This is a genomic window from Paenibacillus sp. GCM10027627 (assembly GCF_042675505.1).
GTDB lineage: Bacteria > Bacillota > Bacilli > Paenibacillales > Paenibacillaceae > Pristimantibacillus.
In genome coordinates, this window is the sequence record NZ_JBHTHB010000005.1 from 411,016 (window position 1) to 425,926 (window position 14,911).

Below are 14,911 nucleotides of genomic sequence, written 5' to 3' on the forward strand. Positions count from 1 at the left end.
CAGTTGGTCCTACATCGCCTGTCGCTCCCGTTGCTCCCGTCGCGCCAGTTGGACCTACATCGCCTGTCGCTCCCGTTGCTCCCGTCGCGCCAGTTGGACCCACATCGCCTGTCGCTCCCGTTGCTCCCGTCGCGCCAGTTGGTCCTACATCGCCTGTCGCTCCCGTTGCTCCTGTCGGGCCTGTTTGGCCCGGATCGCCTGTCGCTCCTGTTGCCCCTGTCGCACCAGTTGGCCCTCTATGATGATGACAGCAGCAAAGGTACTTTTTCTTCTTTTTGCATTTGCAATGGCTATGTTTTTTGCAGCATTTTTTCTTCTTTTTTTTGCTCGAGTAGCATTCTGCACAAACTGCAATTACTTTTTTAGAATCTCCCATAGTCGTCCCCTCCCTTCTGTCGATCTAATCTATTCTATGAGTCTCTTGTTTTAAAGGTTTGTACACTTTTTGTTTTTCTATCGACTTTTGCTCACTTTCCAGCTCGAGAACCCTAATCCACACACAAAAAAGACAGCCATTAGGGCTGTCTTTTCTCAATCTCTCATCAACCTTTAGATAGAGTTAGCTTCACAGAGCAATATAAGTTTATTAACCGGGAATAGTTGAAGACGCCAACCTTACCCAACCGGCGTACTGCTCCCCATCGACGCTTTCACCTTTCTTCAACTTAACCGTTTTACGTTCCGTCGGCCCGTCAAAAGAAGGGGGCAATTCAAGCTCCGCAGCATTAAAAATCGTAAAGCTTACCGCATCCTTGGAAGTCGAAATGACCGCGGCATACTTTCCATTTTTCAAAAAATGCGGCTTTTTATACTGAATGCGCTCCTGCACGCCCGGAATGGCCTGCTGTACGATGGAGCGCAGCTGCAAGGACAGCTCTTTTTGCCAAGGCTCCTGAATAGCTTCGATAAAATCCGTTACCTCTTGATTCATGTTCGACTCTCTCCTCTGTCCAATATTGTGCAGCTTACATCTTAACGATTTGCCAGGTCACTCCAAATGCATCCATTACTTCCCCATAATAAGCGCCCCATGGCTGCAAAGCAAACGGATAACGCACCGCTCCACCCTCGGCCAAGTTTTGAAAAGCTTCCTTCGCCTCATCTTCGTTGCCGAAAGTCAGAGCCAGATGCAAGCTTGATACTCCCGTAGCCGGTTCGAAGGCATCCGATAAAAACAGGGTGTTCCCGCCCGCAACGGACAAAACCATATGCATCACTTTGTTTTGAATCAACTCAGGTGCTTCATAAGCCTCTCCGTGCGTTCTCAACATCACCGTTTCTCCACCCAATGCTTCCGTGTAAAATGCGGCTTGTTTTCTTGCATCCTCCGATTTGATATAAACGTTAAGTTGTGCTCCCATAGTTCAACTTCCTCTCGAATTTTTTATTTTTTTGGCTTTCTATAATGACGACGACTGAGCAAAAACAAAATCGACAACATTTTAAATTTTTTTCAACAGATTGATTTAACTTCATTTAAGTCTTTAGCTAAGCTCTTAAAGTTTGAGGATGAGGTCCTGTTTTTCCATTTCCATCTCTCCTTCCCGCCACTTGTTTCGGAATCTTTATCCCTGCTTCTATATACACAACGAATGGCTTACGACAGAATCGACAACTTTGCAAAAAAAAAGTAAATGAACAGTTGTTCATCTACTTTTAATGATCCATCTTGCTTTCAGATTCGCTTATTGCTTCCGCTGCACGCTTCAACAACAGCTCCCGCTCCTTCTCGTTGCGAGTTAAAGAGGCAGCCCGGTTAAACTCCTCGGCAGCTTCATCCCCTCGCTTCAACTTCAAGAGCAGGTCTCCTCGAACGCTCGGCAACAAATGATATTCCTGCAAAGAAGGCTCATCCTTGAGTGCATCAAGCAACTGCAGCCCGAATGCGGGACCAAAAGCCATAGCGATTGCAACTGCCCGGTTCAGCTCAACGACAGGCGACGGCATCACTTGAGACAGCGCTTCGTACAATGCCGCAATTCGTACCCAGTCCGTCAAAGCGGCATCATACGCCTTGGCATGGCAAGCCGCGATGGACGCCTGCAAGGAATAAGGGCCGAGCGGACGGCCAAGCTTCTGCGCTTTTTCCAGCGCTGCCAGACCGCGCCGAATGAGCAATTGATCCCATAAAGCGCGGTTTTGATCCATTAGAAGCACAGGCTCCCCTGTCGAGCTGATTCGTGCTTTTAATCTGGACGCTTGTATTTCCATTAAAGCAATCAGTCCATGCACCTCAGAAACCGACGGAGCAATTTCCGCTAACATTCTGCCGAGACGAAGCGCCTCCTGACAAAGCAGCGGCCGGAACCAATGACCTCCAGAGGATGCCGTATATCCTTCATTAAACATTAAATAAATGACTTCAAGCACCGTCGTCAGCCGTTGCTGCAACTCTTCTCCCGGAGGCACTTCAAACGAAATGCCGGCTTCTCTAAGCGTTCGCTTCGCGCGCACAATTCGCTGAGCGACAGTAGGCTCTGCGCTTAAGAAAGCTCTGGCGATTTCATCCGTCGTGAGACCTCCAAGCAAGCGGAGCGTTAGCGCAATGCGAGCCTCCCGAGTTAAAACCGGATGGCATGTCGCAAAGATCAGGCGAAGGAGATCGTCCCCGATCTCCCCGTCCAGCGCCGCGTCAACATCCTCTTCGGTGTACAGCTCGCTAGCGCGTCCCCATTCCTCGTACTTGCGGTCTCTTACCTTGTTGCGGCGCAGCAAGTCGATGGCCCGTCGCTTCGCCGCCGTCATCAGCCAAGCTCCCGGCTTGTCCGGGATGCCCGTTTTCGGCCAATGCTCAAGTGCCAGAACAAGCGCATCTTGAGCCAAGTCTTCCGCCAAGCCCACATCCCTTACGATGCGTGAGAGCGCTGCTATCAGTTTAGCCGACTCAATTCTCCAAATGGCATCAATCGTACGATGAGCAGATGAGGGGTTCACTGCCGCTGGGACCTTTCAAGCCGCTCGCGACGCTGTATTTCCTTCTCCAGCGACTCTGGGTTTTCCGTTAGCTCTGCCGGCTCAAACACTTGTCTAAGCTCGATTTCTCCTTGTCCGAATCCATGCGGATCGGGCATGCGCATCGCCCATTCAATCGCTTCTTCTCTCGACTTCACTTCAATGAGCGTATAACCGGCTATCACTTCTTTTGCTTCGGTAAACGGACCGTCCGTTACTTTTGGCTTGCCTCCCGGTTCCGGATACGAGATGCGGATACCATTTGAGCTGGAATGAAGCCCATCGGCGGCAAGCAGCACACCCGCTTTGACCAGTTCCTCGTTATAGCGCTGCATCGCCTCAAAAAGCTCTGGACTAGGCAGGACGCCCGCCTCCGAATCCTTTGTCGCTTTTACAATCATCATAAAACGCATCTGAACTCCTCCTCGTAATGAAATAAAATGAACCCCGATCATCGGATTCATATAGTAGACGAATAAACAAAACGACAATCGACATAGTTAAAACTATTATATAACAAATAGTGGATATCCTTATAGTGGACATGCTATTATTTAGGTCATTAACTAAATAGAGAGGATTGAACAAATGTTCCCTTATTCTAATCCATTCCAAAAGGTGCTCTTCTTTCTGCACATAGTTTTTATTATTGTATTTTTAAATCAAATTTTTAATATGCCGATTTTTTATGCCTCTCTAATCACTTGGGTCTACGTTATGCTTGTTCTGCTTGTCCCCTACTTATATTTATTACTTTGGGAGACGCGGATAGACAAAATCGAAAACTACTTGCTCAAACAAAAAAAGCATCGCGCTCTCTACTTCTACTATCTGTTAGCTAATGGTATGGACCAAGAGCTGCAATCCGTTTTATCCGAACTGGAAGCCAAAACGAAAAACCGACAAAAGTTAGCTCTCATCCATGCAGCCTACGGTATTTTCAAAAAGGATTCTGCCCTTGTTAAGAGCACGCTGGGCCATATTTCATCCGAAACCTACCGGAATTATTACAGTGCTTATGTACAAATTTCTGAAGGCAATTTGGCGGATGCACATATAACGATTGAATCGTTACCCAAACCATGGATGAAAATGGTCATGCTCTCTGCTATGGAACTGAATGCAGGCAACCGCAGCAAAGCAGCCGAATATGCCAAACAGGCTCTGCATACAAGCAGAGGCCTTCAAAGATATGTTAACCACAGAGCATACGAACGGGAATTGTCCGAAGCATTGGCCCTTTAATTTTAAATGAACATCGGAGCTCAAATCGACACCAATGCAAAAAAGCAAATGAACAAAAGTTCATTTGCTTTTTTTAGCACTTTACTCGATATTGCCTCGATACTCCGTTTCATAGTGCTCAATAGCCGAGCTGATTAAATAATTATTCATTTGCTTAAGCGTTTGATCGGTATAAAAGGCCAAATGCGGAGTACCTATTACATTTGGCAATTGGGTCAGACCTGTCGTTGTAATTGGTTCTTCCGGGAACACATCTAGGCCAGCTCCATACAAGTTCCCGCTAATTAATGCTTTTTCAAGTGACGTATAATCTATTAAGTTACCTCTGGACGTATTAATTAGAATAGCTCCCTTTTTTATTTCGCTTATACCGCTCTCATTCAGAAGCGGCCCATCGGAAGACTTTATGGAAGCATGGAGAGTTACAATATCCGATTCTCGCAGCAATTGACTGAGTGAGCAGTGATTTTCGACTGCCGCGCCGCTTCGAGTGTGGATAAGCACTTCCATCCCAAAAACACGTCCCATTTCTGCGACTAGCTTCCCGATCTTCCCATATCCGATAACGCCCAGCCTTTTCCCACTCAACTCAAAGTTTGGTACAAGCCCCTCCCTCCATCGGCCCTCCACCACATTGTTGTGATAAGAGAAGAGCTGTTTCGTAATGGCGAAAATAAGCGCAAACGTATGCTCCGCAACAGCTGTCGCTCCCACTTGCGGAATGCCTCGCACGAGTATCCCCTGCGCCTTAGCTAAATCAGCATTCACATAATCGGTATTATGAGCGCGTACGCCAATATATTTGCACCTTTTTAACCCTTTCAAACAAGCTGGACTAAGCTTCGAATGAACTAACGCCAAATCAAAGCGTTCCAGCCCTTCCAAAGGCAATTGAGAAAATGACACCGTCTCTATTTGGAATACCTTCTCCAGCCTCAGCCGTTCCTCGGCATTTAATGCTATAGAAGAGTCAACCGCGCATAATGGTTTGATAAGCATGACACGATTCCTTTCGTTAATTGCCCGTACTATCATATTTGACTATGCTTTTGTTAAAGGTAAAGACAGAAGCAATAAGAATAACCGGCCCTATGATGCAATTAATCCAGACGAGAACCGGGTGCACATCGTAATTCATTAAGATGGAAACCGGATAATAGGAAATAAATACATAAGGAACGATTAAAAAGACTAGCTGAATTCCCTTATTAAAAATTTCCATCGGATACCTCGACATAATTTGCAAATCCCAAACAAAAATCAAGACAAGCGCAAGCGGTTTTCTAATGTAAAAAAATAAACACAAAAAGAAGATAATGATGCCCGCATGCAGCAAAACCGCATTAAAAACAAAATACAGCAATTTTAAAACCAGCACAATATCCACTTGCGGAAGATTCATAAGCGAATAAACGATCAACCCTGCTCCAACAATGGAATGCCCAAGATAGGTATGCTGAAAATTGCTAAAAATCATGAGCACTAACGGATGAAGCGGCTTGTATAAATATAAATCAAACTTTCCCGTATTTACGCTGCTTTCCATCTCCATGAGCGGAGTGTATAGAAATAAATTCGTAATTCCCCAGCTCAACAATCCGATCCCGAACATAAGAATCATTTCTTCCACGCTCCAGATGTCCAGGGAGCCAAGCCTAAACACAATAAAAGAAATAACGGAAAAAAAGCTGATTGGGAAAATCATATTCACAAATATTTCCGTAATAAACGAAAATTTAAATTGTGTCCTCGCTTTTAAAATAAGCTGGATAAACCTCATGTACAATTTTAAATAATAAAGTGTGGATTGCATACTAGCCCCCTTGAACTATTATTCTTTTTCGGCAAATGCTCCAAAGCAGCCTCATCAGAATAAAGAGCGAAATCGTCCATGCGATTCCAATAAGCAATTGACCGACAATGTCTTTTTCCGACTGCTCGCCAATCAGAATACTAATCGGGAAAAAATAAATGTATTTAAAGGGAAGCACTGCTGCCGGAACCAGCAGCCACGACGGAAACAACCAAAGCGGCACAAAATAACCGGAAAAAATATTGCCTATGTCACGAACCAAAAACTTGAGCGGCCACACTTGAACGAATACAAAAGCCAACATCCCTATTGAATAATCGATGCAAAATGCGAGCGCCATTGCATTTAATACACTTAAAACAAAATAAAAGAAAAACGTGTAGTTTAGTTCAACCTGAGAATAGATAAAGGGATAGCATATTAATATAATGATGAATACTCTCGTTACAAATGAGCCTGTCATCGTACCTAAGTGTCGGGAGAGCAAAAAGGTCAAAAAACTGTACGGCTTGACGAAATACAGTTCAATATTGCCTGATTTTATTTCCCCCGCCACGAAGTCCGATACCTCAACGCTTGTTAAATTTCTAACTATAAGGCCCAAAATAATATAGGTTGCGATGCTGCTTAAGGTGATCGCGCCGCTGCTATCGCCATTTTTTACAATATGGTTCCACAAAGAAAATTGAAGTAAAACGAAAATAAGGGTTGAAATGATCGAAAAAAGTGTTCCTGAATTGTAGACGAATTGCATGGAAAGGCTTTTGCGAAAAACGGTTATATATTTTTTCATGCACTTTCCCCTCTATTTGGAGAAGTGTACGCCAAGGCCAGCAGTTTCTCCAATTCCACGCCCGATACATGGATATCAATAATGCTATGCTGGTTTACTACATTTTTAATGATGTCGGAAATGGGCGCGTCCTTGTTGATTTGAATCCAAACCTTGTTGCCCGCGGTTTTAGTAATCTTATCCTTAATATCAAGCCCTTCCAAATTAGGGACAGCCTCTCCCTCAAAGGTAAGAACGATTTCTTTTCTTTCCGAAAACATTTCCTCAAGCAACTCCGTAGGCCCGTCGAATATTTTTTTACCTTTATTAATAATGACAATTCGGCCGCAAACACTTTCAATGTCGGAAATATCATGCGTCGTCAAAAAGATCGTCGTTCTTTTTTCCGCATTGATTTCTATTAAAAACTGCCGTACTTTTTCTTTTACTATAATATCCAGACCAATCGTCGGCTCATCGAGAAATAGAATTTTAGGGTCATGGAGCAAGGCGGCCGCAATCTCCACCCTCATTCTTTGCCCCAGACTTAAATTTCTGATCGGCCTGTCCCAATATTCCTCCAAGGAAAGGAGCGAAACAAACATATCGATATTTTTTTTGTACTGCTTTTCACTGACATTATAAATATCTCTATACAACTCTAATGAATCCTTTGCCGGAAGATCCCACCAAAGCTGGCTTTTTTGTCCGAATACAACTCCGATCATATGGCCGTATTTTTTCTGATTCAAATATGGGCTCATTCCGTCCACCCGGATTTCTCCGCTTGTCGGATGGATAATGCCGCTTAACATTTTGAGAGTGGTCGATTTGCCAGCGCCGTTTGGGCCAAGATAGCCTATAATTTCGCCTTCCTCGACCGATAACGAAATGTGATCCACCGCGTTCACAATTTCATATTCGGGCTTAAAATATTTTTTGATCTTCCCCATTGTCCCTTCGCCTTTAACAGGGATTTTATAGTTTTTGCAAATATTATTTACTTCAATAAACCCCATATCGATGTTTGCCTCCCGTAATATGCCTAATTGGCGTTATGAGCATTCGACTTCTTGCAGGCTTTCCAAATAAGCCATCTCATGCTCAAACACTTCATTTACCTCTTTCATTAAATCGTTTAAAAATTTCGGGTTATTTTTCATTCGGACATAATACATGAGCACTTTTTTCCATCCGACCATCACTTTATTGGCTTGATCCTGATCCGCATTCACATTTCGGAAGTAGTTGTCCCTCGCAATTTCAACGGTTCTTAGGCAGCCGAAAAAAGCATCGACCGTAAACTCCGTTTCTTGTTTCTCCGCAATGGACGTCAATATGGCTCGAAGCTCCGATTCAGCTTGCTTATAACAATCGCTGGCCGATTTCCCGGCGATACAGGGGAGACGGTTTTCCGACAACTTTAACGGTTCGCCTGTTTTAAAAAACGTATAGACGGGTTCCCCTTTGCGAAACACCTTCGTAAACTCTTCTTTTGTTAAATTCTGCTCAATTTTAAAATAAGGGTCGAGCAAATCAACCGTATCGTCTGCCTTCCAATAAGCCAGCATGTTATGCCCCGAATGATGCACGTTGTAGTAACTGTTGCCGGGGATATAAAACACATCCACGTTGACGACCGCATATTGATGAACCGTTACATCCTCAATCTCAATCTCCCGAACTTCGTATCCGTAGTTTTTTTTCACATACTGGAACAAATCCGGGATCGAGATGGCGCCGGATATTTTTTTCTCTTCAAAACTGCAATGAATATCGAAATTGTATCGATAAATGTCATCAATATTGATGTTGTTTTTTACTAAAAAAAGAGAGACCGCATTCATCGTGCAATTGTAAGGTCCGTAAATTTCCATTTGTTTGTACATAGTGTTTATTCTCCTTATCCATTTCTTATCGATTTTATATTTATTTCATAACCACTTTTAAATTGGGGTCTGCTTCAATGGAACGAGGGACCTCGACTTTGCGGAGGTATTTCTTGCACCATTCCATAATCCCCGGCAAATCGCTGGAAGTCCCAGCCTCCGATAGTTTCACAATAGCGGAAGGGACGCTGCCCCAACGCGCGTCGTCCAAAGCGATAATTTTTGCTTCCTCTACCAAAGGGTGCTGGAGCAGAACATTTCGGATAATGCCTGGATACAATTTTTCGCCGCCGCATATGATAATGTTTTTTTTGCGCTCCACAAACCGCAATTGTTCAGGGAAAGCGATGGCGCGAGCGCAAATATCCCCGGTTTTTAGCCAATCGCCTACAAAATCGTCCCGGCAAAACATGTGATTGTCCAAATAGCCCAGCATCGCGGTCGGTGTATAAATAAGCAGTTCGCCTACTTCTTCCCCGTTTACCCTCTCACTATTGGCCAACGTTACTTCAACGCCGTCTAAAGGCATGCCCATATAAGGCCACAAACGATCGTCCGGCCCCAGTTTATTGGTCATCACTCTCGGCCCCGCTTCGCTCAATCCGTAAGTTAGATAGATTTCTCCCTCAAATCTCTCTCTAAGCTTGTATAAATCGTTTAAATTAGAGGAATCCCCGCCAACCGTCAATTTTTTCAATCCGCTTGGAAAAGGCTTGTCCAAAGCTACTAAGCGATGCAACAACGAAGGAGTGATGGAAGCCAAAGCGATGTTGTTTTGTTCGCAAAAATCCAACCAATTATGCGGAGAAAACGGCTGCTCCGGGAAATATATCGTTTTGCCCAGCGTCAGAGCGCCGAACAGGCCGGCAATCAGTCCATAAGAATAGAAGATCGGGAGGGTCGAAATATAGGTTCCGCCTCTCGACTCTTCAATCGATTTGGTATGAAGATATGCGTTAATGATCACATTTTCAGCTAGATGAACAACGGATTTAGGCAGGCCTGTACTACCTGTAGTCGAGAGGATCAGACAACCTTCCATTGAAGTGTCTGGTGTGACATCCTGATTGATATACAATTTCGTATTCGGAGTATAAAAAGAAAACGGCTGCTCGCTAGCGAGAAATGAGGACGGCAAAACCTCATCCAGCTTTCCAGATGACGTTAAAATCGCTGCCGGGTGAATCGTTTTGCAAATATGCGATAACGTTTCCGTTCCAAACAAGTTGGATATCGGAGCGGGGGCGGCTTTCAATCGCATAAGCGCCAAGATGTGAATAAGCAAAGTCAGGTTGCTTGGCATAGCCAGCACGACGATATGTCCGGTTTGAATCCCTTTATGTTCCCATTCTTCAGTCGTAGCTTGAACAGCCTCAATCAATTCTTTGTATGTGACATGCAAAGGCGGGTAAACGGAAGCATCCACAACTTCAGCCTGGGATTGCCCCATAATATGAAACCAATCTTCCAGTCGCCTGGATGATAATCCAGTTGTATAGGCATGACTCATAATTTAGCTCCTATAAATTTCAATATGCTGAGAGAAATGATCCTCGTATTTTAAATAAAACGGGAAAGAAACGCCGACTTCCTTGTCCGCCCATAAACATGTCGTGATGCAGTCTTCAAGAATACGGAATGAATCCGGCAATGCGGGAGAAGCCGCCTTTTCCATCTCACCCGTTTCTTGCAATGCTGCGTCTCCCCCGATCGTAAATTTCACAAACGCATCGCCGGAGTGCGGCAAGGATGCTTTTGATAAAGCGATCATCCCGCACAAGCCGGCTTGACCATCATCCGTTATTTCGACCTGGCCAACGAGCATAAGGTCTGCATCATGGCGAAGAATGTAATGACTTGCGACTGTCAAACAATCCGCCCAACTGCTTCCTGTTCCCACAAGTGCAAGCGATGGACCCGAAACTTTAGCAGCCAATGCGGCCAGACCCGCGCATATATTGAATCCCGATGTGGAGAACAACGCTGGCGAAGCAGCTCCGGAACGTATTCGATCCGCATATTCCTTAGCAATTTGATAATTGCCGTTTCGGGTGCCGATGACGATTCCTATTCTTTCGCTGTCATACTCATCTGCAACAGCCTTTTTTAGTTGCACGGCTGCGGAAGCCGTTAACCCCGTCGCACAATCAATTCTTGGCGCCGATCCCTTAAGCTCAACTGGGCGAATGACTGAGCCGTTTTTTTCCTGCGGATGGTCAAACAATCCGTCCAGTCCAAAACCTTGAAAAGTGACGATCTTAGAACCTACTATTTTCAATTGGGTCACCTGCATTCGTTTTCAATTGTGGGCCTTGAGAAAACCATACACCCGTTTGCACCGCCAAACCCGTAAGTTACGCTCAGAGCAAGCTGCGGCTCAACAAGCTGTACCGGCTTGCTTCCCAAAACGACATTTAAGCTCTCCCAGCTCTCGTGGATATTTGTGCTATTGGCTGTAGGAGGAGCTTCCTGATTCATTAAAGCAAGCACTGCAACAATCGCCTCGATTGCGCCAGTTGCACCTAAAGTGTGGCCGAACGCAGCTTTCGTAGAAGAAATAGCGGGTGATGAATGTTGAAAAAGACTAGAATAAGTGACAGACTCCATAGCATCATTGGTTGGAGTACCCGAGCCGTGAGCATTCACATAGGCCACTTGAGACCGTTCAAATCCGCTCTGCTGCAGAGCCTGCTTTATAACGCGAATAGCTCCTGTTCCATTGGGATCGGGTGCTGTAACGGAGCTTGTATCTGTCGTATTGCTTCTACCCGATACTTCCGCCAACATTCGTCCTTTGCGAAGGGCATTGCTTCGTTCACTTTCCAAAATCATGAAGCCTGCGCCTTCTCCGAGAGAGGTGCCGTCCGACATGGCATCGAACGGCTTGCAGATCGTGGGGGATAATGTGTGCAAGCTGGAATGGCCAAGCATTTTATAAATATCCAGCACATCCACGCCACCCCCGATAATCAAGTCATACTGAAGAAATTCAATAAAATCCGTTCCTTTAGCCAAGGCGTCCGTCCCTGACGAGCAGGCCGAAGATATTAACAACGAGGGAATACTTAATTTCAATTCTTCTTTCACTCTACTCATAAAGTGATCAAAATTTACAGGGCCACTCTCATTTTCGAACAAATGTCCCAGACTGGTTCCGATAATTAAAGCCGAACGCGCCGTTTGGACATACTCCAAATCTACGCCGGCATGATGCAAAGCTTTGAGGATACCCGCTGCCGCAATCGAAACCATTCGATCCAAAGAATCGGAAGGGAAACGGTTGAGCGTCTCCCCCGCACTATTTGTACGGCATCGAGAGGTATCGAATATGGTGACAGGTCTAATGCCCGTTTCGCCGCGGCAAAGCTTCTCCCAAACTTGATCCAAATCGTCTCCTAAACAAGAAACGATGCTCATTCCGCTGACAACCGTTCTACTCATGAACGACAGCTGTCTTTCGGTTCACCAACTCTACAATGGCGTCAATATTTCTAAAGTTGTCGGGAACAAACTCCTCATCCGTAATTTGAATTTGATATTTATTTTCCAAATAGGCCATCAGCTCCGTAAAACCGAGAGAATCCACGTTCAAATCATTTCCTAGCAGCATATCCGTCCCGATCTCGTCGATCGGCCTCTCAACGAGCAATTCATCGATCATAAACTGCTTCAATTCCTCAATCATGACAATATTATTCATAGCTATTTCCTCCGTTTGTCTGTTGGTTTGGTTTGGTCTTGACGATTAAGCTCCGGTTAACTCCGACACAATCGTTCTGATTTTGCTGATGGTTGAAATATTTTCGTAGGATAAATATTGGTCTGGAAATTGGATGTCAAAAGCATCTTCCAGGTCGAGAATTAAGTTGATAATTTTTAACGAGTCCAGTCCGTAGTTTTGCAAATCGAGCTGTTCGAGCTCCTCTACGTTCAATTGGGGCAATGCTGCGTATTTCCCTACACACTCCAGAACCTTTGTTTCCAAAACAGCTCCTCCTTAAGGATTGGTCAGGCACAAGTCCGCCTGTTCGGCATATAAGGCTGAGAACGTTTCGGCCACCCAGCCCTCATGATAGATCGTCGTGGCGTACCGGTCTCCTCTGTCGCAAAAAATGCCGAGCACCTTAGGGCTGCCGCTAATTTTGTTTTCTTTAAAATACTTTTTAATTGCCGCAAGCACAGAGCCCGATGAACCGCCCGCAAACAAATGCTGCGTCTTTAACAGCTCGTGGCAATGCTGCACGGAAGTGAATTCATCGACACAAACGACCTCATCGATTTTTGCGCTTTTTATAATTTCCGGAACCATGCTTGAGCCTATCCCCGGAATAAATCTTTTTTTGGCCGCCCCTCCAAACACAATGGAACCGTCCACATCAACGGCGATAATTTTGCAATTGGGTCGCTCTTCTTTTATTTTGCAAGACAGCCCCGATACGGTTCCGCCCGAGCTGACTCCTACAAACAAATAGTCGAGCTCATCAAATTGCTCCAAAATTTCATTGCCTAAAGAATGATAGTAGGCCTCGGCATTGTAGGGGTTTTTATATTGATTAATCCAGTACATATCGTTGTTTTCGCTCATCAATTGTTGAATCAGTCTGATCCGATTTAATAAATAGCCGCCGTTTTCATCTCTCTCCGTTACCTTATAAACCTTGGTGCTCAACTTGCGGATCAGCATTTCATTTATTGGAGAAATCAGAGGATCAATGACGCAATAAAACGGTTGATTGTGAAATTTGCAAAATGTAGCCAAGGATATGCCAAAATTGCCGGAAGACGACTCGATGATAATCGTAGATGGATTAATTTCTCCTGTTGCGCGCAGCTTCTGAAGCAAATGTTGCGCAGCGCGATCCTTTACGCTTCCGGTTGGATTATAGTACTCAAGCTTTGCAAAAACTTGGACATGCTCCATCCCATCCTCGTTCATATCAAGTTGAACAACAGGCGTATTCCCTAGAAAGTTCAAAATGCTAGGATGATCACATTCGGATACGCTTTTATTTGTATAGCTCACGTGCTTCCTTCCCTCCCATTACCGCTCTATCAGTGCTAGAGTACCGTTGACCAGAAGCAGCTTTTGATTATTAATCATCATGCTCGCTGACCGGATATCCCTAAAAACCCTTTCCAGCGGTACATGATCATTTTTTAAATAGCCAAACGCAAGTCCCGAAATATCGATTAACTGATTGACCGCTTCGAATAAATAATCGGATGCCACTATTTTTAAATTGTTCGTTTTCATCTTAAAAGCGGTGGAAGCAAATGCTTGCGATGATTCGTTCTGGCTGGAGAGCATTTCAGTATAATCGCGTATATAACTATTTAGATACGTTTCCACCACATCGATTTTTTGTCTAATTTTTGCGAGCTTTTCCAAAAAGGATTCCGATTGCAGCGAGAACCGTTTCCGATGATCGGGATGGCGGAATGTTTTCACCATTTTTTTGTAAACCTCTTTTACCGCCCCCAGCCAGCAGGAAGCCCAAGCGATATGACCGACTGGCGCCATGACCCGCTGGTTTATTTCCTCGAAACGCGCCGTCTCCGGGGAAATGATCTGATCCACAGGAACTTTGCCGTCAATGCTAATTGCGCAGCTTTGAGTTCCTCTCATCCCCATCGAACTCCAGCCGGAATTCAGCTGAAGAGAAATTTGTTGTTTCTCTGCGTATACAAACAGAAGATTGGAGTTTTCCCGATGCTCCTTCATCGTAATCAAGAAGCCGTCTCCATATTCAGCCCCCGTAGCCGTCGGCGCATGTCTTACAATTGAGGCATAATCCTCGATAATTTCCAAAACAGAGTTTGTATTAAACGCCTGGCTGCCCGTATTCACATCTGAAGTGACCGAGACGATATACGCCTCTCCCCCCGCTATTTGCGGGAGAAGCCTTTTCTTTAGAGAATCACTCCCGTATTCGGCCAACAACACCGACTGCTGAACATGCATGGACCATATCATCCCTGTAGACAAGCAAGCCCCGGCAATCATTCGACAAGCGTCGGAAAACTGCGATAGCGATGCCCCAAATCCTCCGTGTTGTTCTGGAATAAGGATTCCCATCAGTCCCGACTCTCTCAGCACCCCAATGGATTCGAGCGGAAAAACCCCATTTTTGTCTACGGAATCGGCATACAACTCTATTTTTTTGGCCGCCGTGTTGACTGCCGCCATTACTTCTTCTCCGTTGATTGTGATCACACTATTCATGCTTCTCCTCTCATCGT

The 14,911-nt window shown here is 45.0% G+C and carries 17 protein-coding genes and 1 pseudogene; 1 reads left to right on the forward strand and 17 read right to left on the reverse strand.

The genetic code is table 11. The features are described from left to right. The 5 genes and pseudogenes from ACFQZE_RS19245 to ACFQZE_RS19265 all read right to left on the reverse strand — a co-directional run. Positions 1–376, reverse strand: a pseudogene (locus ACFQZE_RS19245) (hypothetical protein); the annotation flags it as partial. Between the two features lie 210 nt (positions 377–586). Next, positions 587–931: a DUF1801 domain-containing protein gene (locus ACFQZE_RS19250; RefSeq protein WP_379359996.1), complete on the reverse strand. Its 345-nt coding sequence runs from the start codon at positions 929–931 to the stop codon at positions 587–589. Positions 932–965: 34 nt separating this feature from the next. Next, the gene (locus tag ACFQZE_RS19255) at positions 966–1,361 is read right to left on the reverse strand and encodes a VOC family protein (protein ID WP_379359998.1); all 396 of its coding nucleotides are present in this window, start codon (positions 1,359–1,361) and stop codon (positions 966–968) included. A 295-nt stretch (positions 1,362–1,656) separates the two neighbouring features. Then, positions 1,657–2,934, reverse strand: a complete 1,278-nt coding sequence (locus tag ACFQZE_RS19260) for an RNA polymerase sigma factor (protein WP_379360000.1) — start codon at positions 2,932–2,934, stop codon at positions 1,657–1,659. Continuing rightward, on the reverse strand, positions 2,931–3,365 hold the full coding sequence (locus tag ACFQZE_RS19265) for a YciI family protein (protein WP_379360002.1): 435 nt from the start codon (positions 3,363–3,365) through the stop codon (positions 2,931–2,933). The genes ACFQZE_RS19260 and ACFQZE_RS19265 overlap by 4 nt, the downstream gene beginning before the upstream one ends. A 175-nt stretch (positions 3,366–3,540) precedes the next feature. On the opposite strand from ACFQZE_RS19265, the gene ACFQZE_RS19270 reads away from it, so the two are divergent. Further along, positions 3,541–4,197 carry a hypothetical protein gene (locus ACFQZE_RS19270; protein WP_379360004.1) on the forward strand — a complete coding sequence of 219 codons (657 nt, stop codon included), beginning with the start codon at positions 3,541–3,543 and terminating at the stop codon, positions 4,195–4,197. Positions 4,198–4,278: 81 nt separating this feature from the next. Here the strand turns inward: ACFQZE_RS19270 and ACFQZE_RS19275 are convergent, their stop codons facing one another. The 12 genes from ACFQZE_RS19275 to ACFQZE_RS19330 are packed head-to-tail and all read right to left on the reverse strand — an operon-like array spanning position 4,279 to position 14,894. Next, positions 4,279–5,196 (reverse strand): 2-hydroxyacid dehydrogenase, encoded by a 918-nt coding sequence (locus ACFQZE_RS19275; RefSeq protein WP_379360006.1) that lies wholly within the window; start codon positions 5,194–5,196, stop codon positions 4,279–4,281. Between the two features lie 16 nt (positions 5,197–5,212). After that, a complete protein-coding gene (locus tag ACFQZE_RS19280; protein WP_379360008.1) occupies positions 5,213–6,010 on the reverse strand; it encodes an ABC transporter permease in 798 nt (265 codons plus the stop codon). A 1-nt stretch (position 6,011) separates the two neighbouring features. Beyond that, on the reverse strand, positions 6,012–6,803 hold the full coding sequence (locus ACFQZE_RS19285) for an ABC transporter permease (protein WP_379360010.1): 792 nt from the start codon (positions 6,801–6,803) through the stop codon (positions 6,012–6,014). Further along, positions 6,800–7,801 carry an ABC transporter ATP-binding protein gene (locus tag ACFQZE_RS19290; protein ID WP_379360012.1) on the reverse strand — a complete coding sequence of 334 codons (1,002 nt, stop codon included), beginning with the start codon at positions 7,799–7,801 and terminating at the stop codon, positions 6,800–6,802. Before ACFQZE_RS19290 ends, ACFQZE_RS19285 begins: the two co-directional genes overlap by 4 nt. A gap of 36 nt (positions 7,802–7,837) precedes the next feature. Then, on the reverse strand, positions 7,838–8,671 hold the full coding sequence (locus ACFQZE_RS19295; RefSeq protein ID WP_379360014.1) for a hypothetical protein: 834 nt from the start codon (positions 8,669–8,671) through the stop codon (positions 7,838–7,840). Positions 8,672–8,711: 40 nt separating this feature from the next. Further along, positions 8,712–10,181, reverse strand: a complete 1,470-nt coding sequence (locus tag ACFQZE_RS19300) for a class I adenylate-forming enzyme family protein (RefSeq protein ID WP_379360016.1) — start codon at positions 10,179–10,181, stop codon at positions 8,712–8,714. 3 nt (positions 10,182–10,184) lie between these two features. Continuing rightward, the gene (locus tag ACFQZE_RS19305; RefSeq protein ID WP_379360018.1) at positions 10,185–10,949 is read right to left on the reverse strand and encodes a beta-ketoacyl synthase N-terminal-like domain-containing protein; all 765 of its coding nucleotides are present in this window, start codon (positions 10,947–10,949) and stop codon (positions 10,185–10,187) included. A gap of 5 nt (positions 10,950–10,954) precedes the next feature. Continuing rightward, entirely contained in the window at positions 10,955–12,112 is a 1,158-nt protein-coding gene (locus ACFQZE_RS19310) for a beta-ketoacyl-[acyl-carrier-protein] synthase family protein (protein WP_379360020.1), read from the reverse strand. Next, positions 12,105–12,371 carry an acyl carrier protein gene (locus tag ACFQZE_RS19315; protein ID WP_379360022.1) on the reverse strand — a complete coding sequence of 89 codons (267 nt, stop codon included), beginning with the start codon at positions 12,369–12,371 and terminating at the stop codon, positions 12,105–12,107. Before ACFQZE_RS19315 ends, ACFQZE_RS19310 begins: the two co-directional genes overlap by 8 nt. A gap of 45 nt (positions 12,372–12,416) precedes the next feature. Beyond that, positions 12,417–12,656 (reverse strand): phosphopantetheine-binding protein, encoded by a 240-nt coding sequence (locus ACFQZE_RS19320; protein ID WP_379360024.1) that lies wholly within the window; start codon positions 12,654–12,656, stop codon positions 12,417–12,419. 12 nt (positions 12,657–12,668) lie between these two features. Next, positions 12,669–13,694, reverse strand: a complete 1,026-nt coding sequence (gene sbnA, locus ACFQZE_RS19325) for a 2,3-diaminopropionate biosynthesis protein SbnA (RefSeq protein ID WP_379360026.1) — start codon at positions 13,692–13,694, stop codon at positions 12,669–12,671. An 18-nt stretch (positions 13,695–13,712) separates the two neighbouring features. Continuing rightward, positions 13,713–14,894, reverse strand: a complete 1,182-nt coding sequence (locus ACFQZE_RS19330) for an acyl-CoA dehydrogenase family protein (RefSeq protein ID WP_379360028.1) — start codon at positions 14,892–14,894, stop codon at positions 13,713–13,715. Between the last annotated feature and the right edge of the window lie 17 nt (positions 14,895–14,911).

Coding starts and splice junctions, on each gene's coding strand:
- ACFQZE_RS19330 (WP_379360028.1), bottom strand. CDS start 14,894: ATGAATAGTGTGATCACAATCAACGGAGAAGAAGTAATGGCGGCAGTC.
- ACFQZE_RS19280 (WP_379360008.1), bottom strand. CDS start 6,010: ATGCAATCCACACTTTATTATTTAAAATTGTACATGAGGTTTATCCAG.
- ACFQZE_RS19255 (WP_379359998.1), bottom strand. CDS start 1,361: ATGGGAGCACAACTTAACGTTTATATCAAATCGGAGGATGCAAGAAAA.
- ACFQZE_RS19295 (WP_379360014.1), bottom strand. CDS start 8,671: ATGTACAAACAAATGGAAATTTACGGACCTTACAATTGCACGATGAAT.
- ACFQZE_RS19310 (WP_379360020.1), bottom strand. CDS start 12,112: ATGAGTAGAACGGTTGTCAGCGGAATGAGCATCGTTTCTTGTTTAGGA.
- ACFQZE_RS19265 (WP_379360002.1), bottom strand. CDS start 3,365: ATGCGTTTTATGATGATTGTAAAAGCGACAAAGGATTCGGAGGCGGGC.
- ACFQZE_RS19285 (WP_379360010.1), bottom strand. CDS start 6,803: ATGAAAAAATATATAACCGTTTTTCGCAAAAGCCTTTCCATGCAATTC.
- ACFQZE_RS19270 (WP_379360004.1), top strand. CDS start 3,541: ATGTTCCCTTATTCTAATCCATTCCAAAAGGTGCTCTTCTTTCTGCAC.
- ACFQZE_RS19300 (WP_379360016.1), bottom strand. CDS start 10,181: ATGAGTCATGCCTATACAACTGGATTATCATCCAGGCGACTGGAAGAT.
- ACFQZE_RS19250 (WP_379359996.1), bottom strand. CDS start 931: ATGAATCAAGAGGTAACGGATTTTATCGAAGCTATTCAGGAGCCTTGG.
- ACFQZE_RS19275 (WP_379360006.1), bottom strand. CDS start 5,196: ATGCTTATCAAACCATTATGCGCGGTTGACTCTTCTATAGCATTAAAT.
- ACFQZE_RS19315 (WP_379360022.1), bottom strand. CDS start 12,371: ATGAATAATATTGTCATGATTGAGGAATTGAAGCAGTTTATGATCGAT.
- ACFQZE_RS19290 (WP_379360012.1), bottom strand. CDS start 7,801: ATGGGGTTTATTGAAGTAAATAATATTTGCAAAAACTATAAAATCCCT.